Source organism: Paraburkholderia sabiae, from assembly GCF_030412785.1.
Lineage (GTDB): Bacteria > Pseudomonadota > Gammaproteobacteria > Burkholderiales > Burkholderiaceae > Paraburkholderia > Paraburkholderia sabiae.
Genome location: NZ_CP125296.1, coordinates 2,012,480 through 2,034,592 on the forward strand (window position 1 = coordinate 2,012,480; position 22,113 = coordinate 2,034,592).

At 61.2% G+C, this 22,113-nt stretch carries 23 protein-coding genes; 4 read left to right on the forward strand and 19 right to left on the reverse strand.

Annotated elements, in window-relative coordinates:
- The first annotated feature begins 245 nt into the window (after positions 1–245).
- A complete protein-coding gene (locus QEN71_RS38440) occupies positions 246–1,460 on the forward strand; it encodes a multidrug effflux MFS transporter (protein ID WP_201649767.1) in 1,215 nt (404 codons plus the stop codon).
- Positions 1,461–1,475: 15 nt separating this feature from the next.
- Here the strand turns inward: QEN71_RS38440 and QEN71_RS38445 are convergent, their stop codons facing one another.
- From QEN71_RS38445 to QEN71_RS38470, 6 genes are all read right to left on the reverse strand, one after another.
- The gene (locus tag QEN71_RS38445) at positions 1,476–1,751 is read right to left on the reverse strand and encodes a hypothetical protein (protein WP_201649766.1); all 276 of its coding nucleotides are present in this window, start codon (positions 1,749–1,751) and stop codon (positions 1,476–1,478) included.
- A gap of 26 nt (positions 1,752–1,777) precedes the next feature.
- Positions 1,778–2,665 (reverse strand): hypothetical protein, encoded by an 888-nt coding sequence (locus QEN71_RS38450; RefSeq protein WP_201649765.1) that lies wholly within the window; start codon positions 2,663–2,665, stop codon positions 1,778–1,780.
- 304 nt (positions 2,666–2,969) lie between these two features.
- Positions 2,970–3,494, reverse strand: coding sequence for a VOC family protein (locus QEN71_RS38455; RefSeq protein WP_201649764.1), 525 nt, complete (start codon positions 3,492–3,494; stop codon positions 2,970–2,972).
- Between the two features lie 239 nt (positions 3,495–3,733).
- On the reverse strand, positions 3,734–4,525 hold the full coding sequence (locus QEN71_RS38460) for an SDR family oxidoreductase (protein ID WP_201649763.1): 792 nt from the start codon (positions 4,523–4,525) through the stop codon (positions 3,734–3,736).
- A 31-nt stretch (positions 4,526–4,556) separates the two neighbouring features.
- A complete protein-coding gene (locus QEN71_RS38465) occupies positions 4,557–5,891 on the reverse strand; it encodes an MFS transporter (RefSeq protein ID WP_201649762.1) in 1,335 nt (444 codons plus the stop codon).
- Positions 5,892–5,927: 36 nt separating this feature from the next.
- Positions 5,928–6,866: a BKACE family enzyme gene (locus QEN71_RS38470; RefSeq protein WP_201649761.1), complete on the reverse strand. Its 939-nt coding sequence runs from the start codon at positions 6,864–6,866 to the stop codon at positions 5,928–5,930.
- 206 nt (positions 6,867–7,072) lie between these two features.
- Between QEN71_RS38470 and QEN71_RS38475 the strand changes: the two genes are divergently transcribed.
- The 3 genes from QEN71_RS38475 (at position 7,073) to QEN71_RS38485 (ending at position 10,655) form a co-directional block, all read left to right on the forward strand.
- On the forward strand, positions 7,073–8,098 hold the full coding sequence (locus QEN71_RS38475) for an AraC family transcriptional regulator (protein WP_201649760.1): 1,026 nt from the start codon (positions 7,073–7,075) through the stop codon (positions 8,096–8,098).
- Positions 8,099–8,223: 125 nt separating this feature from the next.
- Positions 8,224–9,918, forward strand: coding sequence for a Na/Pi cotransporter family protein (locus tag QEN71_RS38480; protein WP_201649759.1), 1,695 nt, complete (start codon positions 8,224–8,226; stop codon positions 9,916–9,918).
- Positions 9,919–10,004: 86 nt separating this feature from the next.
- Positions 10,005–10,655: an ureidoglycolate lyase gene (locus QEN71_RS38485; protein ID WP_201649758.1), complete on the forward strand. Its 651-nt coding sequence runs from the start codon at positions 10,005–10,007 to the stop codon at positions 10,653–10,655.
- A gap of 46 nt (positions 10,656–10,701) precedes the next feature.
- Here the strand turns inward: QEN71_RS38485 and QEN71_RS38490 are convergent, their stop codons facing one another.
- The 13 genes from QEN71_RS38490 to QEN71_RS38550 form a co-directional block, all read right to left on the reverse strand.
- Positions 10,702–11,109, reverse strand: coding sequence for a GFA family protein (locus QEN71_RS38490; protein ID WP_201649757.1), 408 nt, complete (start codon positions 11,107–11,109; stop codon positions 10,702–10,704).
- Between the two features lie 29 nt (positions 11,110–11,138).
- Complete coding sequence (locus QEN71_RS38495) at positions 11,139–12,509, reverse strand: NAD-dependent succinate-semialdehyde dehydrogenase (protein WP_201649756.1); 1,371 nt, start codon at positions 12,507–12,509, stop codon at positions 11,139–11,141.
- Positions 12,510–12,560: 51 nt separating this feature from the next.
- Positions 12,561–12,800 carry a hypothetical protein gene (locus QEN71_RS38500; protein WP_201649755.1) on the reverse strand — a complete coding sequence of 80 codons (240 nt, stop codon included), beginning with the start codon at positions 12,798–12,800 and terminating at the stop codon, positions 12,561–12,563.
- Positions 12,797–13,741, reverse strand: a complete 945-nt coding sequence (locus tag QEN71_RS38505; RefSeq protein ID WP_201649754.1) for an electron transfer flavoprotein subunit alpha/FixB family protein — start codon at positions 13,739–13,741, stop codon at positions 12,797–12,799. The genes QEN71_RS38500 and QEN71_RS38505 overlap by 4 nt, the downstream gene beginning before the upstream one ends.
- 13 nt (positions 13,742–13,754) lie before the next feature.
- A complete protein-coding gene (locus tag QEN71_RS38510; protein ID WP_201649753.1) occupies positions 13,755–14,504 on the reverse strand; it encodes an electron transfer flavoprotein subunit beta/FixA family protein in 750 nt (249 codons plus the stop codon).
- Positions 14,501–15,277 carry an enoyl-CoA hydratase/isomerase family protein gene (locus QEN71_RS38515; RefSeq protein ID WP_201649752.1) on the reverse strand — a complete coding sequence of 259 codons (777 nt, stop codon included), beginning with the start codon at positions 15,275–15,277 and terminating at the stop codon, positions 14,501–14,503. Before QEN71_RS38515 ends, QEN71_RS38510 begins: the two co-directional genes overlap by 4 nt.
- On the reverse strand, positions 15,274–15,756 hold the full coding sequence (locus QEN71_RS38520; protein WP_201649751.1) for an acyl-CoA thioesterase: 483 nt from the start codon (positions 15,754–15,756) through the stop codon (positions 15,274–15,276). Before QEN71_RS38520 ends, QEN71_RS38515 begins: the two co-directional genes overlap by 4 nt.
- Positions 15,753–16,547 (reverse strand): citryl-CoA lyase, encoded by a 795-nt coding sequence (locus tag QEN71_RS38525; RefSeq protein WP_201649750.1) that lies wholly within the window; start codon positions 16,545–16,547, stop codon positions 15,753–15,755. Before QEN71_RS38525 ends, QEN71_RS38520 begins: the two co-directional genes overlap by 4 nt.
- 15 nt (positions 16,548–16,562) lie before the next feature.
- On the reverse strand, positions 16,563–18,095 hold the full coding sequence (locus QEN71_RS38530; RefSeq protein WP_201649749.1) for an AMP-binding protein: 1,533 nt from the start codon (positions 18,093–18,095) through the stop codon (positions 16,563–16,565).
- Entirely contained in the window at positions 18,085–19,221 is a 1,137-nt protein-coding gene (locus tag QEN71_RS38535; protein WP_290468264.1) for an acyl-CoA dehydrogenase family protein, read from the reverse strand. Before QEN71_RS38535 ends, QEN71_RS38530 begins: the two co-directional genes overlap by 11 nt.
- 166 nt (positions 19,222–19,387) lie before the next feature.
- Positions 19,388–20,038: a flavin reductase family protein gene (locus QEN71_RS38540; protein WP_201649747.1), complete on the reverse strand. Its 651-nt coding sequence runs from the start codon at positions 20,036–20,038 to the stop codon at positions 19,388–19,390.
- A 42-nt stretch (positions 20,039–20,080) separates the two neighbouring features.
- Complete coding sequence (locus QEN71_RS38545) at positions 20,081–21,388, reverse strand: MFS transporter (protein WP_233471767.1); 1,308 nt, start codon at positions 21,386–21,388, stop codon at positions 20,081–20,083.
- 116 nt (positions 21,389–21,504) lie between these two features.
- The gene (locus QEN71_RS38550) at positions 21,505–22,059 is read right to left on the reverse strand and encodes a RidA family protein (protein WP_307791039.1); all 555 of its coding nucleotides are present in this window, start codon (positions 22,057–22,059) and stop codon (positions 21,505–21,507) included.
- Positions 22,060–22,113 lie beyond the last annotated feature (54 nt).

Genomic DNA, 22,113 nt, shown 5'->3' on the forward strand with positions numbered 1-22,113 from the left:
TGCGGCGATTTTATGAAAATCCGGTCAAATTTGCGAGCACGACGGCCGCAATAATGGACGCGCGTTTCGTGAATTAATCGGCAAGGTCGGTCACGCGTTCGAAGAAAATCTACGCGGCCACGCTGCGGATCGTGTCGAGATCGGGACGCCCGCCGAGATGCAACGGACTTCAAGAGAAGCTATGCCCTCACGGCATAGCGGACGATGTCGATGTTTGCCGCGTCGCAAATCCAGTCGAGGCCAAATTGAAGAAACACGAGAGCATCTTCTTCACGCTGTTTCTCGGCGCCCTGTCGGCGATTGCGCCGCTCTCGATCGACATGGGTTTGCCGGGAATTCCTGCTATCGAAGCAACCTTCAGCGACGCAGGCAGCCGCGGCTCGATGACATTGAGCCTGTTTCTCGTCGGCTTTAGCGCGGCACCGCTTTTCATCGGTCCGCTTTCCGACCGCTTCGGCAGACGCATCGCGCTCATCGCGGGACTTTCATTCTTCTCCGCCGCAGCAATCTGCAGCGCGTTCGCGCCGAGCTTCACGACACTGCTGCTCGCGCGATTCGTGCAAGGCGCGGCGGGCGGCGCAATTGCCACGTTACCCGTCGTGATGGTTCGCGATGTACTCGAAGGTCCGTCTGCGAGAGCGAAGCTATCGCAGATCGTCGCCATTCTCGGCATTGCGCCCATCGTGGCGCCGCTGATCGGCGCCGCGATACTGGCGATCGGAAGCTGGCGCTCGATCTATCTGGCGCAGGCGCTCGTCGGCGTGGTCGAGCTTTTCATTGCGGCAACCTGGCTCGAAGAAACGCATCCTCGCGAACGGCGGCGCTCGCTGGGCATTCGCGTTCTACTCGATGGCTATCGCACCATTCTTTCCGACGGCAGCTTTACCCGCTACGGGCTGGTGTACACGTTCAGCTTCACCTGCATGTTCAGTTACATCTCGACGTCGCCTGCCGTGTTCATGTCGACGTTTGCGTTATCGGATCGCTGGTTTTCCGTGCTCTTCAGCATCACGTCTGCAGGCGTGATGGCGGGCGCTTTGCTCAGTGCACGCCTGTCGAGACGCTTCCACAAGCATGAAACCGTCGTCGCGGCGGGACTGGGCTGCATGGTGTTGTCGACGATCGCGCTCGTCACGATAGCGTCGTTAGGCCTTTCGAGTGCATACGAAATCGCAGCGCTGGCGACCATCGTCATGCTGACCTTCGGGGCGATCGCCGGTCCATGCAATCACGCGGCGCTATCCGATCTCGGACACGTAGCAGGCAGCGCTGCGGGTCTCATGCGCTGTTTCCAGATGTTGTCGGCAGGTATCGCAAGTGCACTCGGCGCGACGCTCGCCGCGAGCATCGATCACGTGTATGTGATGGTCGGACTGATGTTGGGCGCGGCGATGCTTGCGGGCCTCGCTTTCGTCGTTCCCCTTCGACCGTTGCGCCGCCAGGAACAGATGCGGTTGTGATCGCGCGAGCGGATCCTACCGCGGGTCCAGTTCTTCACGCCTCAATACAGGTATCAGTACGAGTTCGGAAGTGTCGAGACGCAGCGCTTCGAGCTTCGTCAGCAGATCCTGCTTGCGCCTGCGCAACAGCATCACTTCCGTGCGTATGATCGTTCGCGCGTCTTCGAGCCACGGCGCGGTCAGGAATTCATCGATCTTGCACTCGATGCGGTCGAGTTCCGACAGACGCCGCCTGAGATCCGCGCTGAGGTGGATGATTTCGGCGAGTACATCGTCGATTGCCTTGTTCATGCCATGAACCTCCGCGAACGCCGCAATCACTGTCGATGATGCAGTGCCTTCCCAGCGAGCCAAAGCGCGACGTTGATCGCATATCGATGCGCGTCCTGCAACGCCTCTTGCTGCGTCTGCATGCTATTTCCCGGCAACTCGGAGACGAAGCTCGGGCACCCCAGCGCTGCGTCCCAGTTGTAGTCGGCGAAATGGTGAAAAGTACTCTGCGCGATGGCGGGACCGCCATGACTCGATCGCTCGAAGGCAACCGCAAGATTGAAGATCTTGCCCGTCGTTTTGCTTTTGCCTCGCGCAATCACGCGCGCCGATTCGCCCTCGGGCGCCCCCACTGCTCCTTCATGCGGATGCGCAGGCAGAAAGCGAATCGTGCCCGTCGGCGAGTCGACGTTCTGCAGGACAGGATGCGTCGGCGCGATTACCGCCACTTCCTGGAAATCGCCATTCGCACCGGAATGGAAATTGGGCCACGAAATATGCGGAGAAAACGGATCGTCGCAGACGCATTGGGATTCGTCGGGATGGACGTTGCGCGTATGAAAGTGATGCGCCTTGCCGACGCCGCCCAGGCTGCACAGCGAACTGCCGACGTCCATGTGGTCTCGCGTGACGAGCAGACCGCGGCCTGCCTGCCGGAAGCGTGAAATACCCGCGCAGTCTTCGGCCGTCAGGCCGTCGCCTTCGTCGACGGCAAAGAGCCAGCATTCGTCGAAGTCGGTTTCGTCGAGACGGGAAAGAATCGCGTCCGGCTGGCCGCGTTCGTCGCGGTCGCGGGCGACGACGTCGAACGCGAAATGCCCTTCGGGGTCGCGATAACTGCGCAGCAGTTCCGCGAGGCAACTGAAGCGGGCGATCGACCAGTCATCGGCGATGGGCGGAATGGTCGTTTGCAGCAGAACCTTGATGGTGTGCATGATGATCCAGCGAACGATAGGCGTGGTGAAGGATGGCCTCCGGTATCGTCGGGTCGACGAACGCGGAACCGGCTCTTGCATATGAGCGGCATGGCGACAGTTCCGCCACGGTACCGTCAGGGCGTATCTGTCCCGGCCCTCCATCGCGGCACGATGATGTAGCCGCGATGGCCTCGATGTACGCTGCGCTCATTGAAGCATGAACTCATCGTAGCCGCGCGCACGCGGGCGCGCTAGGCACGCAACCCGATACACGGTGTTGCCTTTCAGGCACCGATCAGGTTTCGCGCAGTTTTTGCATCGGTCACACGGTCGTTTCGCCGCGCACCACGGCGACAATCTGCTTCGTAAAACGGGGATCGTCGGCGGCAATGTCGGCCGACAAGCGCGCCGTCACTTCCTGCAGCAGCCAGCCGTTGCCGTCGGGATCGCTGAACGACGCATACGATGCGTAGCTCTTGCGTTCCGGATTGAAGCCGCTTACCAGGCATTGGCCATCGGCATGATGGAACACGCCGCCCGCGTCGTGAAACGGCTCGCTGACGTCGATGCCGCGGCCGATCAGTTCCTTTCGCGCAAGCTCGAGGTCCGATACCACGAGATACAGTCCCTGCACCGAACCGGGCGTTGCGCCCGTCATGTTCTTGCCGAACATCACCGAGCATTCAGAGCCCGGCGGCGTGAATTGAATCACGCGATAGCTGCTGTCCTCAGACTGAAAGTCGAGATCGAGCCGCCAGCCCAGATCGCCATAGAAGCGCTTGGCGCGCTCGACATCCGAAACAGGTATTACGACAATCTCCAGCCGCATATCGAAACCGATGCCCATGGTTTGCTCCGTTCAGACGTTGATGACCGACAGGGGCGAAGCCAACTGTCGACATGCAATGTAGCCGCCGGAGTAGCGGCATGTCGCTCATACCATGGTGTTAACGCATCGGCGCGGAACGCGAAGGTCGCGCGCGACGCACGCAGGACGCTGCACTCACTCGAATGAAAATCTGCGTCGGAATACGATCGCGTGATCGCGCGATACCATCGTATGGTGGTGCAACGCGTTCAATGCTGCTACAGGTACTCGACGTTGCCATCGACACTGATCGCCTGCCCCGTGATGTTGCTGCCCGCAGGCGATGCGAGAAACAGCGTCATCGCGGCGATGTCGTCGACGGTGACCATACGGCGTAGTGAAATCTTCTTGAGGTACTCTTCGCGCATGGCATCGAATGAAATACCGAGCGCGTCGGCACGCGCGGCGATCACGCGATTCATCCGCTCGCCTTCCACGACACCCGGCAGAATCGCATTCACGCGGATATTGCTCGGCCCGAGTTCGGCTGCCAGCGACTTCACGAGCCCCACGATCGCCCATTTCGTCGACGCATACGGCGTTCGAAACGGATAGCCGAGACGTCCCGCCACCGACGACATCGCGATGATGCTCGCGCACTCCGACGTCCCCTTGAGCACGGGCACGGCCTTGCGCAAGAAGTAGAACTGGCTGTGCAGATTGGTGGCAACCGTGCTTTCCCACTGCACAGGGTCGAGATCTTCGACTGCGCCCGTCGGTCCCGCGATGCCCGCGTTATTGATCAGCACATCGAGTCCGCCGAGCTTCTGCCTTGCGTCGTCGATCACGGCATCGACCTGCGTCCGGTCCGAAACATCGGCGATACCGGCATGCAGACCGGGCAAACGCGACCGCACGCTGTCGATAGCCGCCGAGTTCACGTCGCAGATATAGACCTTGGCTTCTGCCTGCACGAATGCTTCGGCGATTGCCGCGCCGATGCCCGCTGCGCCCGCCGACACGAATACGCGCAGACCCGGCTGCGGTTTCAGAAGATCGATGATGTTCATGCTGTTGTCTCTTTCATGTTTTGCCAACGGGTCACGGCGTCAGTCCCGCCGCCGCCTCGACTTGCGCCTCGCCGCGAATCGCTCTTGCCAGCAACGGCACCAGCGCGAGTCCGAGCACGGCGGCCACCAGAATCACGGTGAAGCCTGCATCGCTGCGGCCCGTCGATGTTTCCGCCATCCCGAACAGATACGGTCCCACGAAGCCGCCAATCAGCCCGATCGTATTGATGAACGCGAGCCCCGCCGCAGCCTGAATGCCTTGCAAGCGCTTCATCGCAATGGCCCAGTATGACGGCAGCACACCGCCCCCGAAAAACGCTGTCACCGTGAGCAGGACGATGCGCGCCGCAGGGCTCGTCACAGCAAGATACGCGCATGCGCCGACCACCAGCCCCGCAGTCAGAACGCCTAGAAACACGCAGTCGTTATTCATTCGCCGATGAATGCGCGGCAGAATCAGCACACCAAGCAGAAAGCCGAGTCCGACACTCGCAGCAAGCAGTCCGACGAGCAGCGGCGCGTCGACATGCATCTGATGCACGATAGAAGGCGCAAAGAAGTACAGCCCGACGAACGCCACCTGATTCAGAAAATAGATCAGGCCGATCAGCACTGTCGTGGGTCGCTTGAGTGCGGCAAGCCAGTTCGCCGACGAGTACTCGGCACGCCCGTGCATATCGATCACGGCCTGTTTTTCCAGTACTTCACGTTCTTCAGCCGACAACCAGCGTGCGTCGCGCGGCCTCTCCGGCATCGCAAAGAACAGCACGATGCCGACGATCACACTCGGAATGCCTTCCAGCATGAACATCCATTGCCAGCCGTGCAATCCGCCGAAGCCGTCCATCTGCATCAGCGCGCCGCCCAAAGGATTGCCGAGCATCAGCGCGAGCGCCGGCGCGATATAGATCCAGCCGACCACGACGGGACGATCGTGCGGTGCAAACCATAGCGTCACCATGTACATCAGCGCGGGAAAGAGCCCGGCTTCCGCGATGCCCAGCAGCACGCGCAATGCGTAGAACGACGACGGACCCTGCACGAACATCATCGCCGTCGACAGAATGCCCCACGTCACCGCGATACGCGCGATCCAGCGTCGTGGACCGACGCGATGCGCGGCCAGATTGCTCGGCACTTCGAGCAACGCATAGCCGAGAAAGAAAATGCCCGACCCGAAACCGTATGCGGCAGCGCTGATGCCGACATCGGCGGCAAGCTGAACTTTCGCAAGCGCCACGTTGGTGCGGTCGAGAAAGGACATGAAATAGATCGCGCACATCAATGGAATCAGCCTGAGCATCGCCTTGTGCGTAGCGATGCGATGCAACTGTCCCATTCGATGGTCGATGGAAGTGGTGTCCATGACGTCGTCTCCAATGTATTGAGTCGCTGTTTTGGGCTATAGCGTGACCTTGTCGGCGCCCTTGAGTCCTAGCATCTTGCGTGCGTCGGCGGGCGTGGCGATCTCGAACGAGAGCTCTTCGAGAATGCGCCTGATCTTGCGCACCTGCTGCGCATTGGTCTCCGCTTTCACGCCCTTCGACAGATACACGCTGTCTTCGAGGCCCACGCGCACATTGCCGCCGAGGATCGCGCTCATCGTTACCAGCGGCATCTGGTGCCGGCCCGCACCGAGCACCGAGAAGTGATAGTTCTCGCGGCCGAACAGACGGTCTGCCGTCGAACGCATGACGACCATGTTCTCCGGATCCGTACCCAGGCCACCCAGAATGCCGAACACCGATTGAATGAAGAACGGCGGCTTGACGAGACCCTGTTCGACGAAATGCGCGAGGTTATACAGATGGCCCACGTCATAGCATTCGAACTCGAAACGCGTGCCGTTTTCGCCGAGTTCCAGAAGAATGTTGCGGATGTCTTTGAAGGTATTGCGGAAGATCATGTCTTCCATTCCTTCGACGTATTCCTTCTCCCAGTCGTGACGCCACGACGAAATCTTCGCGGCGACAGGATGAATCGAGAAGTTCATCGAGCCCATGTTCAACGAGCACATTTCCGGCTTCGCGAGCCGCGGATACGCGAGCCGTTCCGCGAGCGTCATGCGCGTGCTGCCGCCCGTCGTGATGTTGATGACGGCGTCCGTCGCTTCCGCGATTGCGGGCACGAATGCCTTGAAGATATCGGGGCTCGGCGTGGGACGTCCGTCGATGGGATCGCGCGCATGCAGATGAATGATCGCGGCGCCCGCTTCTGCCGCTTCGATGGCCTGATCGCGGATTTGCGCGGGCGTGATGGGCAGATGTTCGGACATCGATGGGACGTGCGTAGCGCCCGTGATTGCGCATGAAATGATGACTTTGCGGCTGGTGTCGCTCATTGGAAATCCCTGTTCTGCGGCGTGCCGACGCGCCGTCCGTACATGACGAACGGACGCCGTTCACGCTGTCTCCGAGGTTTATAAAAAGGCGCTGGCCGCGTGGCGGACGCATCGCTTGTGATACCGATCTTAGTGGGATACGATGGCGCCCGTAAGGTCATTTCCGGACACGGGGATGTCTTCCAGGGACAATCTGTGGAGCTTTCGTGGCATCGACCCGCCCCCTGATCAACGAGCGCATGTATGCGCCGTACAAGATCGCCGCACTCGTCGAAGTGCTTGCGGAGCAAGGCATTACGGCCGAAGACAGCCTGAAGGGAAGCGGGGTGAGTGTCGATCAGATTTACGACGCGTCGGTGATGACGTCGGTGCGTCAATATGCAATCGTCGCGCGCAACGCAGTGCTGCTGTCGAGCGATCCCGCGACGCCGTTCAAGGTCGGCGCGCGGCTGCATCTGTCCGCGTATGGCATGTACGGCTATGCGTTGATGTCGTGTCTTTCGTTGCGCGACTACTTCCGGCTCGGCGTCAAATACCATCGGCTCGCCACGCCGACGTTGACGATCGAATGGCACGAATATCCCGACCGCGCTGTGTGGTCGTTTCCCGATGCATTCGTATCGAGTCCATCGCGTGAATTGCGCGAGTTCATCATCGAGCAGCAATTCACGCAGCACGTCACGCATCTTCAGGACGTCGCGGGCCACAGATGTCCGCCGATGAACGCATGCTTTTCATATCCTGCGCCGGCGCACGCCGAAATCTACGCGCGGTATCTGGGATGTCCCTGTGTGTTCGACGCGCCGCAATGCGAGCTGATCTACGACAGCGCGATTCTCAATCAGAAGCCGCAGCTTGCGCACAAGCTCACGGCAACGCTGCTGCAAGACACCTGCGACCGCCTGATCGGGCAGGCCAAGACGTCAGCGGGTACATCCGGCGAGGTCTATCAGATCTTGATGAGCACGCCCGGCGTATTTCCCGGCATGGATGAAGTCGCGACGCGTCTGAACATGACGAGCCGCACGTTGCGACGACATCTCGATGCAGAGGGAACGTCGTTCGTCGCGATCGTCGATGACGTGCGTTGTTCGCTGGCAATCGAATACCTTCAGTCGACGAAGATGAGCACGGAAGACGTCGCGATGCTGCTGGGGTTCAGTGATGCCGCGAACTTTCGCCGTGCATTGAAGCGTTGGACGGGCAAAGGGCCCGGCGAATTGAGGAAGTAGTCACACACGCGTATGCGCTGAACTGACTCCCGCACGGCCTTGGTTGAGCGCGCCACCTGTTGGGCGCGGTCGAAGAAGAAACTCGTACAATGGCACGATCGCTGGCTCGAGACAGGTGACCCGTCATGCAGACTGGTGCCAATCTGGATCTGATCGAAATCGTCGGCCTGCTGGTCGGCGGCCTCGCACTGTTTCTGTTCGGCCTCGAACTGATGACGGGCGGACTCAAGGCGATCGCCGGTTCGCGCCTGCAATCGCTGCTAGGCACGCTGACGGCCAACCGGTTTCGCGGCGTGCTTGCCGGCGCGGGCATCACGGCGCTGCTGAATTCATCGACGATCACGACCGTACTGCTGGTCGGTTTCGTGTCCGCCGGGCTTATGACGCTGCAGCAATCGGTGCCGATGATCATGGGCGCCAACATCGGCTCGACACTGACCGCGCAAATCATCGCCTTCAACATCTCCGCGATCACGCCGTTCCTGCTCGCGGGCGGCTTCCTGCTGCATGGTTTCGCCAAACGCGAACTCGTGCGCGAACTGGGCGGCGTGCTGCTCGGCCTCGGCCTGCTGTTCCTCGGCATCGAACTGATGGGCAACGCTACGCGGCCGCTGCGCAGCTTCGAGCCGTTCATCGCGGCGATGCAGGACATGCGCAATCCGCTCGTCGGTATCGCGATCGGCGCGATCTTCACGGCGATCGTGCAAAGCTCGGCGGCCACGCTCGCGATCGTGATCGCGCTCGGCAGCCAGGGATTGATACCGCTCGAATCCGGCATTGCGCTAATTCTCGGCGCCAATGTGGGCACGTGCGGCACGGCGCTGCTCGCGTCGATCGGCAAGTCGGCGGAAGCCGCGCAGGTCGGCATCGTGCATCTGCTCTTCAATATGCTCGGCGTGCTGTTCTTCGCGTTCCTGATTCCGCAGTTCGCCGATTTCGTCCGCGCCATCTCGCCGTCGGCGCCCGAATTGACGGGCGCGGCGCGCCTCGCCGCCGAAACGCCGCGTCAGGCGGCCAACGCGCATACGGTGTTCAGCGTGTTCAGCACGCTGGTGCTGATCTGGTTCACCAAGCCGATCGGCAAGCTCGCCCAAAAGCTCGCGCCGCCGTCGCGCAAGGCGTGGCAGAACCCCGGCGTGCCGCGCTACCTGGACGACACGCTGATGGACATGCCTGCGCTCGCAATCACGCGCGTCCAGCTCGAACTCGTGTCGCTCGGCAAACAGGTCGAGCATCTCGTGCAGCGCAGCCTTGCGCTCGTCGTCGAAGGCAATGCGCAGGCGCTCGCCACGTTGACGGACGACGACAAGGCCGCCGACAACCTCAGCACGTCGATTCTCACCTACGTCGGCCAGCTTTCGGATGCCGTCCATACCGACGACGAAGGCCGACAGCTGGTCGATCTCGCGCGCATCGCCACGTGCCTCGACGCCATCCGCGAAGTCGCGACGACCAGCATGCTCGCGCTGAGCCAGCGACGGCTCGCGCAAGGCACAGACACGGCTTCATTGCGCAGCGATGAAACCGCGCAGTTTGCCGCGACGGTGATCGATCATCTCGAGCATGCCGTGCAGACGGTCGCGCATCCGGACGCCGATGCCGTGTCGCGTATCGTCGATGCAAAACCCGTTATCGAGGCACAGGCCGACGCCGCGAGGCAGCACATCATGTCCGTGCTGCAATTGCGCAGCCAGGAAGATGCCGTCAATTTCCGCCTCGCCAACGACATGATCGAACAGTTCAACGAAGTCGCCCGGCTTTCGCGCGCCATCACGAAGGCCAGCCGGTCGTTGAACGACGTGCGCGTCGTTGCGTCGTAGCGATCTCGCGCACAGCGCAGATGCCTGACACATCGTTCGCGTATCATCGCGCGCGAATTCCCACTACTTTCTGAAAGACCGCAACGATGTCCACGCCGATCGACTACCTCAACCCCGCCCTTCCGCGCGGCCTGCAACGCGTTGTGATGCCTGTCGTCGATGCAACGCCGTCGACGCTCGAAAGCTACGGCAGGCTCGTCGCCGACCCGAACGACTGCAAGGTCGAGATCGTCCGGTGGCCCGCGCAAGGCACGCGTCCGATCGATCCCGGCACGGGCGACGAGGCGGGCACGACAGAAGGCGTGTTCGTAAGCGAATGGCGCGGTGACATTCTTTATGGCCGCAACGAGGCTGTCGGCGGCCACTATGTTCTCGCCTACGCGACGGAGCCGGACGAAGCGCGTGAAGACAACGCCAATGCGCCCGAACGCATGCTGCTGTGGCACGCGAACTATCATCCGGACGGCGGCCAGCTGTTCTTTCCGCTCGATGGCCGCCCGTTCTATGTGCCGCTGGCGCTGCCCGGCGACGACATCACGCCGGACAAGTTCGTGTGCTTTCGCTTCGACGGTCGGCACGGTCTCTACATCCATCCGAACATCTGGCACGAAGGCGTGTTCACGCTCGAAGGAACGCAGCGCTTCTTCGACAAGCAGGGCGCCGTGCATGCGCGCGTGTCCGTCGAGTTTGCCAGTGAGTTTGGCTGTCTGCTCGAAGCGCCCATCGTTCATCGCTGATGCGATGCATGAATGCCTGGCCGTGCACGGCCAGGCATTCAGGCTGTCAGGGACTCAGCGCAAAACGTGACGCACCTGCAAACGGCTCCAGCCATTCTGCGGCGCGGTCCGTGTAGATCTCGGTCTGAGGCGCCGGCAATCCTTCCAGACTGTCGAGCGTGCCCGCCTTGACGATCACCTGACCCGGCATCATCGGAACCTTCGTGATGACGGGCGAGCCGCAACTGCCGCAGAAATGCCGATACAACGGATGGCCGCTATCGCCTCTGTCTTCGTAGACGAGCGTCGTGCCCTGCTGCTCATAGTCGGCTTCGCTGACGAACAGGTTGAACGAAAACAGACTTCCGCTCTGCTTTTGACAATGCGTGCAATGACAGACCGCCACGGCCTGCGGTTCGCCCTTCAACACGTAACGCACGGCTCCGCACAGACAGCCGCCTTTCCTGTACTGCATGATCGATTCTCCCGTGAGACGCCTGGCGATTACTGCGCGACGCGCACCAGCTTGCGATTAAGAAACTCGCCGATACCCAGCTCCGACAGCTCGCGTCCAAAGCCCGAGTTCTTGATCCCTCCAAACGGCAACCCCGGCGAATCGGCAAAGCACGAGTTGATGTACACCATGCCCGACTCGATACGCGACGCCACCTGTTTCGCATGCTCGACATCCGTGTCGAAGACGAAAGCACCGAGGCCATACTTCGTTGCATTGGCGAGCCTGATCGCTTCATCCTCGCTCTCCACGACATAGAACGACAGCACAGGGCCGAACGCTTCCTGCTGATAGAGCGGATTGTCTTCGTCGATATCCGTAACGATGGTCGGCTCCAGATAGAAGCCAGGACGGTCCACGCGCTTGCCGCCAGACACGATGCGTGCACCCGCGGCCTTCGCTTCGTCGATCTGCCTGAGCAGGCCTTCGAGCGCGCGTTCGCTGACGAGCGGGCCGAGCGTGGTCGCTTCGTCCGTCGGATCGCCGACCTTGATCGCCGCGAACTGTTTGCTCAACGCAGCCAGCATCTTCTCGCCGCGCTCCTTGCCGACCACGATGACGCGCTTGATGTTGACGCAGCCTTGTCCCGAGTTGAACGTGCGACCCATCACGCACTGTTCGACGGCGTGATCGAGCGACGCGCCTTCCAGAATGAGCGCGGGATCGCTGCCGCCCAGTTCGAGGATCGCCTTCTTCATGTTGCGCCCGGCGCGTTCACCGACGGACGCGCCTGCGCGCTCGCTGCCCGTCAGCGCGACGCCGCGCACCCGGAAGTCGTCGATGAGCTTTGCGATCTGATCGATGCTGCAAAAGAGATTCGTGTACACGCCTTCCGGCGCGCCCGCTTCCTCGAACAGCCGCGCGAACGCGAGCGCGCATTGCGGGACGTTTTCAGCATGCTTCATCAGCACCACGTTGCCCGCGACGAGTTGCGGCGCGGCGACACGGACGAGTTGATAGAACGGGAAATTCCACGGCTCGATGGCCAGCAGTACACCGATGGGCTCGGCCACCAGCGTCGCGCCCGGTTCGCCCGGCACCGCTTGCGGCGCGAGAAACTTCTCGCCGTGCTCTGCGTAGTAATCGAGGATATCCGCGACCAGATCGATTTCCATGTAGCTGAAGCGGACGATCTTGCCCATTTCCAGCGTCGGATACGTCGCGTATTCGTCGCGCTTCTCGCGCAGGATTTGCGCGGCACGGCGCACGATAGCGGCGCGCTCGGCCACGGGCCGGAATTTCCAGTCCTCGTGATAGCGCTTGTCCGCCGCGCTCAACGCAGCGAACACCTGTTCATCGGATTGCAGCGGAAATTCCTTGACGACTTTTCCCGTAGCGGGATTGACAGTAACGAAGCTCATTGCTTTTTAAACTCCTTGATAACGTGCGAGTGGTAATGGCTACTGTGAGGGCTACAGTGAGCCGGGTCTATCGAATCTGGCCTTCGCAGCGCGTATCGCTTCATCGAAGCTCGCCTCGGTTGCCATGTGCCGATGATCGATCGACACCAGCCAGTTGCCGTGCGCGAGACGCCATCGAATGCGCGAGTCTTGCAGCAGCAGCGAGAACCAGCGCCACAAGGACGCGTCCTCCGTGTTGGCGACGGCAAGTCCTTTCAGGCGGACGATATCGATCGGATTCAAAGGCGTCATCGATGCTCGTTCAACTCGTGAACGAGTGAAGGGACGTGTTCGAAAAGATCGCCGACGAGGCCATAATCCGCGACGCTGAAAATGGGCGCTTCTTCGTCCTTGTTGATCGCGACGATCACCTTCGAGTCCTTCATGCCGGCAAGATGCTGGATCGCGCCCGAAATGCCGACGGCGAAATACAGTTGCGGCGCGACGATCTTGCCTGTCTGGCCGATCTGATAATCGTTCGGGACATAGCCTGCGTCGACGGCTGCGCGCGAAGCGCCCATTGCCGCGCCGAGTTGGTCTGCAAGCGGTTCGAGTACCTTCGCGTAGTTTTCACCGCTGCCGAGGCCGCGGCCACCCGACACGATGATGTTCGCGCTCGTCAGTTCGGGCCGATCCAGTTTCGTCACTTCGCGGCTCACGAACTGCGAGATGCCTGCATCCGATGCAGCTTCGATCTTCTCGACCGATGCGCCGCCGCTTTCCGCTGAAACAGGATCGAAGGCCGTCGTGCGAACCGTGATGATCTTGATCGGATCTCGCGATTGAACGGTCGCTATTGCATTGCCTGCGTAAATCGGGCGCTCGAACGTAGCGGCATCGATCACAGCCGTGATGTCGCTGATCTGCGCAACGTCGAGCTTCGCGGCGATACGCGGCGCGATGTTCTTGCCGTAAGCGGTTGCGGGCGCGAGGACGTGCGAGTAATTCTTCGCGATGTTCAGCACCGTCGCTTCGACGTTTTCAGCAAGCCCTTCGGCGAGTTGCTGTCCGTCGGCGAGCAGCACCTTGGCGACGCCTGCAACTTTCGCAGCAGCGTCAGCCGCGCTTTGTGCGTTGTGACCTGCGATCAGCACATGCACGTCGTCGCCGATCTTCGTTGCTGCAGCCACCGTATTCAGCGTCGCTGCCTTCAGCGCCGCATTGTCGTGTTCGGCAATTACCAGAATCGTCATTTCGTTCCTCGCTTCACAAGACTTTGGCTTCTGCCTTGAGCTTCTCGACCAGCGTCTTCACGTCGGCCACCTTCACGCCAGCCGAACGCTTCGACGGCTCGCGGACTTTGAGCGTCCTCAGACGCGGCGTGACATCGACGCCCAGGTCTTCCGGCCGCAAGGTTTCGAGCGGCTTCTTCTTCGCCTTCATGATGTTCGGCAGCGTCACGTAGCGCGGCTCGTTCAGACGCAGATCGGTGGTGACGACTGCGGGCAGCTTCAACGACAGCGTTTCCGTGCCGCCGTCGACTTCGCGCGATACGGTTGCCTTGCCGTCAGCCACCACAACCTTCGACGCAAACGTCGCTTGCGGTAAGCCAGCCAAAGCAGCCAGCATTTGCCCCGTCTGATTGGAATCGTCATCAATGGCCTGCTTGCCAAGAATGACCAGTGAAGGCTGTTCTTTATCGACTATCGCCTTGAGCAGCTTCGCGACGGCAAGCGGCTGCAGTTCCTCACTCGATTCGATATGAACCGCACGATCCGCACCAATCGCCAGCGCTGTGCGCAGCGTTTCCTGACACTGCGCGACACCGCACGACACGGCGATCACTTCGCTGACAATCCCCGCTTCCTTCAACCGAACGGCTTCCTCAACGGCGATCTCATCGAACGGATTCATCGACATCTTCACGTTCGACAGGTCGACGCCCGAGTAGTCCGATTTCACGCGAACCTTCACGTTGGCATCCACCGATCGTTTCACTGCTACCAGTACTTTCACATTGCTCTCCTTTCCCAGAAGCGGCCATATTCCGGCGCTCGCTTTTGCGTGAACGCATCGAGTCCCTCTTGCCACTCTTCGCTCGGAACGTCGAGCGGCGAGCGCAGCACGCGGTCCCAGTCGATCGCCGCGTGAGCGCGCAGATTGAGCCGTGCGGCTTTGAGCGCGCCCGGTGGCACCGACTCGACGATCTGCGCGGCGAGCGACAGTGCGCCATCCAGAACTTCACTCTCCGGCAGCACGCGATTGACCAGGCCGATGTTCAGCGCCTCTTCGGAAGACACGCGTCGGCGCGTCAATATGATTTCGAATGCCCGGCGCATGCCGACGACGCGCGCGAGCAAGGCAAGACCTGTATTCGGAATTACGCCGTGTCCGAGTTCGGGCATCGAAAACCACGCTGATTCAGCCGCGACGACGAGATCGCACGCCAGCGTCAACTCCATGCCGCCACCAACGGCAGCGCCATGAACGGCCGCGATCACAGGCCGTTCGAATTCGGCAATGCGCCTGAACATCACGGCGGGATCCTCGGCGGGATCGGGTGATTCCATCCAGCCGTTGCGCAGATCGTCGATATTGGCGCCCGCACAAAATGCCGTACCCGCCGCTGCGATCACGACGGAACGTGCGCCATCGCGCAACGCCGTATCCAGCGCATTCGACATGCCGCGCACGATTTCACGCGACAACGCATTGCGACGTTCGGGATCATCGAGCGTCACGAGTGCAATCGTTCCGTGCCGCTCGTAGAGAACTTTGCTGCTATTCATTGGACAATCTCCGTGACGTCGCCGCGATGCGCCAGAAGGTACGCATGCAGTTCAGGCGCGACGGGAACAGGACGGCCCGTGTCGCCATGAACGAACACGCACACGGCTTCCGCTGTCGCGCTAGAGCTTTCATCGGCGCCGCTGAACAAACCCTGCTGAACCCGAAACGATGTTTGTCCCACTTCGACGACCGTGCTTCCCACACTGACATCTCCGGGAAAATGGACCTCCGCACTGAACTCGATCAGCAACCTGACGACCGCGAGGTTCGCGCCGTTCATCCACTTGCGAATGGCAGGCGGCGCAAAGATCTCCATCCGCGCCGCTTCGAAAAAGGTCGCGATGACAGCGTTGTTGACGTGCCGGAACTGGTCCGTATCGGCATTACGCAACTTCTCTTCCGTCCAGAAGCGAAACGCGTCGCGCTGCGCAATCGTGCGTCGGGTGAACGGCGGCGCGTCGGCGTCGAAGGCAGTCATGCTTCTTCCCGATGCTCGCGCGGAATCAGATGCGCGGTGGCCTCGTGTTCGGTGCGCAGATAAAGCGCAGTGGCGATCGGCTGACGCATCTCTTCGAGGATGTGCCCCACCAGTCCCACCGAGCGCGCGGCAACAGCCAACCCGCGGCAGATTTGCCACGGAATACCCATTTCCGATGCGACGGCCGCCATCGCGCCCGTCACGTTCACGGGCAACGCGCGCTTGAGCTTCTCTTCTGCCGCCTGGCCAATCGCCGTCATCAAACGAATGTACGGGCCGTCGTATCCCGTCTCCTGCGCGACCTTGAAGAGAGCAGGCGCACGCGGATCGATCGGCTTGTGAAATGGATGTCCGATGCCCGGCAAGATCTCTTTGCGGGCACGATAGTCGTCGACGATGCTGCTCGCGAGTGCATCGATATCCGGCACGTTTCGCGGATCGGGCAGCGACGCTTGCAAGAGCCGCGCCGCATTGTCGAGCGATCCGACGAACACCGAACCCAGGCCCAGCAACCCCGCAGCGACGGCCGCCTGTACGGCTTCTGGCGCGCCCGCATACGTCATGCGCGTCGCCAGCGACGACGGCGTGATCCCATGCTCGACGAGAATGACCATCATCGCGTTGAACATGCGCAGTTCGCGCTCGTCGGGCAAACGGGCGAACAGTTGCAGAAACGCCATCTGTCCGAAGTCGATTTTGCCGACGATCTCCTCACACAGATCGAGCCCATGAACGACGACCTTCTTCGGCGTGGCCCACGCAATGTCCGAACGAATTTCAGCTTGTTTCATGTTTGATTTCCCGTATTAAACCGATGAGGCTTGAACAAGACCGAGACATTGCGAGGCCATGTCCCGCAACACGTTTTTCAGGATCTTCACGCCGTTGGGACCGTCGCGCTGCGGAAACTCATCGACGGTAACGATGCGGCGCGGAACCTTGAAACCGGCGATGCCCTGCTTGCAGTACGCGAGCAATTCGCCTTCGCTTGCAGGCGTCGCAGAACCGCGAACAAATGCGACGGCGACGTCGCCCTCTCCTTCGACATGCACGCCGACCACTTGCGCCGCAAGCACGCCCGGATGCTGCGCGAGGAATACCTCGACTTCGCCGGGATCGACCAGATAGCCTCGCAGACGCAGGCTGTCCCTGATCCGGCCGACGTAGCAGAATGCGCTGCCGTCGGCGTAGGCGAGATCGCCCGTCCTGAACCAGCCGTCCTGTGTGAAGGTGGCCGTCGTCGCGACCGGGTTGTTGAGGTAGCCGGCCATCACGTTGTAGCCGCGCAGTTGCAGTTCGCCCTGTTGCCTGTCAGGCAACTGCTCGCTGTTAGCAGGATCGACAATGCGGAACGCGATGTCGGTGGAAATGGGCGTGCCGCCCGGCATGCCGCGTTGCTCGGCCTCGCCTTCGGCATCGCGCATCGCCGTCATCGCAAAGCATTCGGACATGCCGTACAGGGCTCTGAGGCGCACGCCCCAATCGGCCCACGCCTGTGCAATCACGCGTTGGCCCAGGCCCGCATATTCGGGGAAGGCGCCGCATCGCCACGTGGAGAGCGAGTAATCGCCGGCATTGAGCACCATGTCGAACATGGCGTCCGAGCCGAAGAAGTGCGTCACGCCGCGTCTTTCGATGGCTGCGGCGGCCGCCTCGGCCTTGAAGACAGGCAACAGCACGCACGCCGCTCCTGACGCCAGTGCCGCGATGGCTTGCACGAATCCAAGCACGCCGTAGAGCGGCAACGCGCACAGCACCACATCGCCTGCACGCATGTCGTTGACGCGCGCGACGTTGCGCGCATGCCGCGCAATTCCGCCCGCCGTGTGCGCGGCGAGCTTCGGCTGGCCTGTCGTGCCCGAGGTCATGAACGTGCAGAGCAGATCGGTGTCGCGCCCTTCCCACTGCGGATAAGGCTCACACGTACTCCATTCGGGCAGATCGAACTGAGGCACTTCAACGACATGCCGCAACAGATCGCAAGCCGCCTTGATTTCGCTTGCAGCGCCGAAGTAGTCGAAATCCAGGAAGTTCTGCGGCACGACGAGCACGCGCGCCTTCGACGTCTTCACGACGTGCAGCGCCTCTTGCAGCCTGAAGCGCGTACTCACGGGAATCATCAGCACGCCGAGTTGCGCGGCCGCAAAGAACAGTTGCATCCACACGGCACCATCGGGCAACCACACCGCGACCGTATCGCCGCGTTTTACGTCGAGGCCAGTCAGGAATGTGGCCGCGCGACGCGATGCGAGTGCAAGTTCTCCGCGCGTCAATGTCCGTTCGCCGTGATGCAGTGCCACGAGAGCGGCGTCGCCTGATTCGAGCAGGTCAAACGCCATGACGACCTCCCGCCGTGGCAAGCGCGGCGCGCGCGATCTGGATGCGCTGCATTTCCGACGTGCCTTCGCCGATGCGGAAAGCCCTTGCATCGCGATAGAAGCGTTCGATGGGCAGTTCGGTCATGTAGCCCATGCCGCCGAATATCTGCAACACGCGGTCCGTGACGCGGCAACCCATTTCGCTGGCGTAAAGCTTCGCGCGACACGCCGCGACATGAGCGCCCGGATCGTTCGCTTCGATCATCTCCGCTGCCGTACGGATCAGCATGCGGGCCGCTTCGATTTCGACATCGTTGTCGGCGACCATGAACTGGATGGCCTGATGCTGCGAAAGATGCGCGCCGAAGGCCTTGCGCTCCAACGCGTACTCGCAGGCCATTGTCTGGGCGCGAGTGGACAGACCCAGCGAGCGGCTCGCCGATAGCAGCCGGTCGTGATTGATCGACTGCATCATGCCGAGAAAGCCTGCGTCGGGTTCGCCGAGCAGATCTTCGTCGGGAACGAAGCAGTTTTCGAGCGTGAAACCGTTCAGGTGATAACCGCGCCAGCCCATCTTCCGGTAACGCGTCATCCCGACCACACCCGGATTGCCGCTGCGGACGATGAAGGTCGTGAGCTTGTTCTTCAACGCGGCCGTTGGCTCAGTGACGGCGAGAACGATGATGTAGTCGGCCGTCTCGGCGTGCGAGATGAAGTGCTTGCTTCCGTTGAGCAGCCATCCGCCTGTCACCTTTTCGGCTCGCGTGCGCAGTCCGCCGAGATCCGAGCCCGCGTTGGGTTCCGTCAGCGCATACGTGACGATCTTCTTGCCCGCGAGGATATCGGGCAGCAGTTCGGCGCGCTGACGCTCGTTGGCCTGCGTCAATTGCAGCGGCAAGTGGCCGAACACCTCGCTCAGCGGCACGGACGTATGCGTGACTTCTTCGAGTATCGCGACTTTCGCTGCCGCTGACAGGCCCGGTCCGCCGATGCTGTCGGGAAGGTTGAAGCCATACAGCCCCAACGCCGCGACTTCCGCGCGCAGTTGCGCGAGCAGTTCGGTGCTGACGTCGTCATCGGTTTCGATCTGCTGTTCGAGGGGAACGAGCCGGTTGCGCACGAATCGACGCGCGGTTTCCCGAATCATGGCTACTTCGTTATCGATCTGGATCATGGTGCTCTCACTTTTCGAAAACGATTTCGATACACAATAATTTCATCTCGGTAGAAGCAAGTCAAGTTTACGAAGGGAAATTATCTAAATCGTTTTCGACAACATTGGGACGAACTCGCCGTAGCGTGGTGCGCAGCAGCTAGATCGTGGGACGGAACATCTGGAACATCTCGCCAATCTGCGCGTAATCGGCGAGATAACCGGCGCGCAAGACCGGCTGCGCGGCACGCGTATCGAACAGCCCTTCTTTCAGATACGCCTTCTGGATGTGCACGCCGACCACCTGGCCCAGCACGAGCCAGTTGTCGGTCGGCTTGCCGCGCAGATCGTGCAGACGCGTAACTTGCAGCAGTTTGCATTCGAGCGCCGCCGGCGATTCGCCGACACGCGGCACCGACACGTTGCGCCCCGCGATGGGCGTGACCTCCGCGAGCCGAAACTCGTCGACCTCGGGCGCAACAGGCGCCGACGTACGGTTCATCCGCTCGGCAAGCGGACGCGTCGCGAGGTTCCAGACGAACTCGCCCGTTTCCTCGATATTGCGCAGACTGTCTTTACGGCCCTCGCTGCAAAAACCGATGATGGGCGGCAGGCTCGCGAACGCACCGAAGAAACTGTACGGTGCGAGATTCAACTGCCCGCCCGACGATCGGCTCGATATCCAGCCGATCATGCGCGGCGCGACGATCGCCTTGAAGGGGTCGTGCGGCAACCCGTGCCCATCGGCGGGATCGTAGAACGTGACAGCGGACTCGGCGTCCAATGTCTCGGCTCCCCATTCGCTACTCATGCGTGTCTCCAGTAAAGCAATGTATGCCAACGCGTTGAACGTCTAACGGCGTGTCGGACTGGCCTGTTCGAGCATGTCGAGGCGGTCGTATGAATCGTCGCTGAGCGCGACGCTCGTGAGATCGCGGCCGCGCGTCTCGGGCAGAAAACTCAGCGCGAGCAGCGCGCAGAAATAGCCGAAGAAGCAGAACACGGCAATCGCGCCCACCATCCCCATGCGCTCCGCGACGACGCCGACGGCTGCCACACTCAACGCGCCAACCGATTTGCCGACGTTGTATGAAAAGCCCATACATGTCGTGCGAATTTGCGTGGGGAACAGTTCCGAGAGCATCGGTCCCATGCCGGCAAATGCGCCATTGATGCCCATGCCGACAGGCAATCCCAGCGCGGCAAGGAGCCACGCATCCATCGGAATGAACAGATAGCAGCCCGTCAGCAGCGCCGAAAACAGACAGAACGCGATCGCGGTAGACCGGCGGCCGAGCGAGTCGTTGAGATACGCGAAGCCGACTTGACCGATGAACGAACCGACACTCATCATCGTCGCCATCAGCGCGACCGTCGACACAGGCAGATGACGAACCTGAACCAGCATCGTGGGTAACCAGATCATGATCGCGTAGCTGCTTGCCTGAAGTCCCGTGACAAGCAGCGCAGCGAGGAAGCTCGCGCGCCGCACGTCCTTGTGAAACGCCGAGCGCCACGTCGCGACGACTGCGCCGCCCGTCGTCTTCTTCATTTCGCGGAACAGCTCCGGCTCCGGGATGTATCGGCGGATCATGAGCACGACCAGCGCGGGCACTACGCCGATCCAGAACGCCGACCTCCACGCAATCGATGCAGGCAGGTACGCCAGCAGCAGACCCGTGAGCACCGCGGCCATCGCCCACCCCACGGAAAAGCCGCTTTGAACGAGGCCAAGCGCCTTGCCGCGATGCACAGGGTTGATGACTTCCGCCATCAACGCAGCGCCAACTGCCCATTCGGCGCCGAAGCCCAGTCCCTGCAATGCCCGCACGATCAGCAACTGGTGATACGAACTCGTGAATCCCGCGATCACGCTGAACGCCGTGAACCAGATGATCGAGCCTGTCAGCACACGCACGCGTCCGTGACGATCGCTCAAAATGCCCGACACCCATCCGCCGATCGACGCGGCCAGCAACGACGACGTTGCGATCAGCCCTGCCTCGCCCTTCGAAAAATGCCACACAGCCATCAGCGTCGGCAGAAGAAACGCCAACACCTGATTGTCGAAGCTGTCCAGCGTCCAGCCGCAAAAGCATCCCCAGAACGTACGCCGCTCTGCTGGGGCGGCCGCTCGATACCAATCGAATACCTGCACCATGACCTCCTCGTTGGAACTTCGCAGACAGACGAGCTTCGTTGATGGAACCGTCTGTGACTGCATGCATGGAACATCGCAATGCTTTCAGTCTCCCCCTGTCGATTCGAACTGTCGCGCTATGCACCTCCGTCGCTTGTCTGGTGCGAGTCTCCGCATAGCGCGATCACGCTGATTTCTACTTGCGCGCCATAGTGCAGCTGTCCGCATGGCACGACGGTGCGGGCCGGCGCCGGATCCCCGATCATCTCCCGATAGATTTCATTCACGCGCGGCCAGGCTTCAATGTCGGCAACGTACACCTGCACGCTCACGAGCTGCCGCATATCGCTGCCTGCCGCGTGCAGTATTTCGCGCACGTTCGAAAGCGCCTGGCGGACCTGCGCATCGAGTCCTTCTGCAAGGACGAGGTTGTCGGTGCCGCTTATCAGCGGCAGCTGGCCCGAGACGAAGACAAAGCCGTTTGCCCTGGTCGCCTGCGCGTAATGTCCGCGCGGCAACGGGGCTTTCGGAGTCACGATATGTTCGATCAAAACGCTCACCATCCGGTCGATGTTGTCAGGTTCAATTTTCGATCTGTTTTCGAAAACGATTTCGATAAAAGATAGCAGTGGATCTGGTGGAATACAAGCGATATAAAACCCGCCGCCGAAATCGTTTTTGGTGGAACGCAATGTGCGGCATTTGCCGTGCGGGCCCGCCGCTCAAGTCGCCGGGGCGGAGTCATA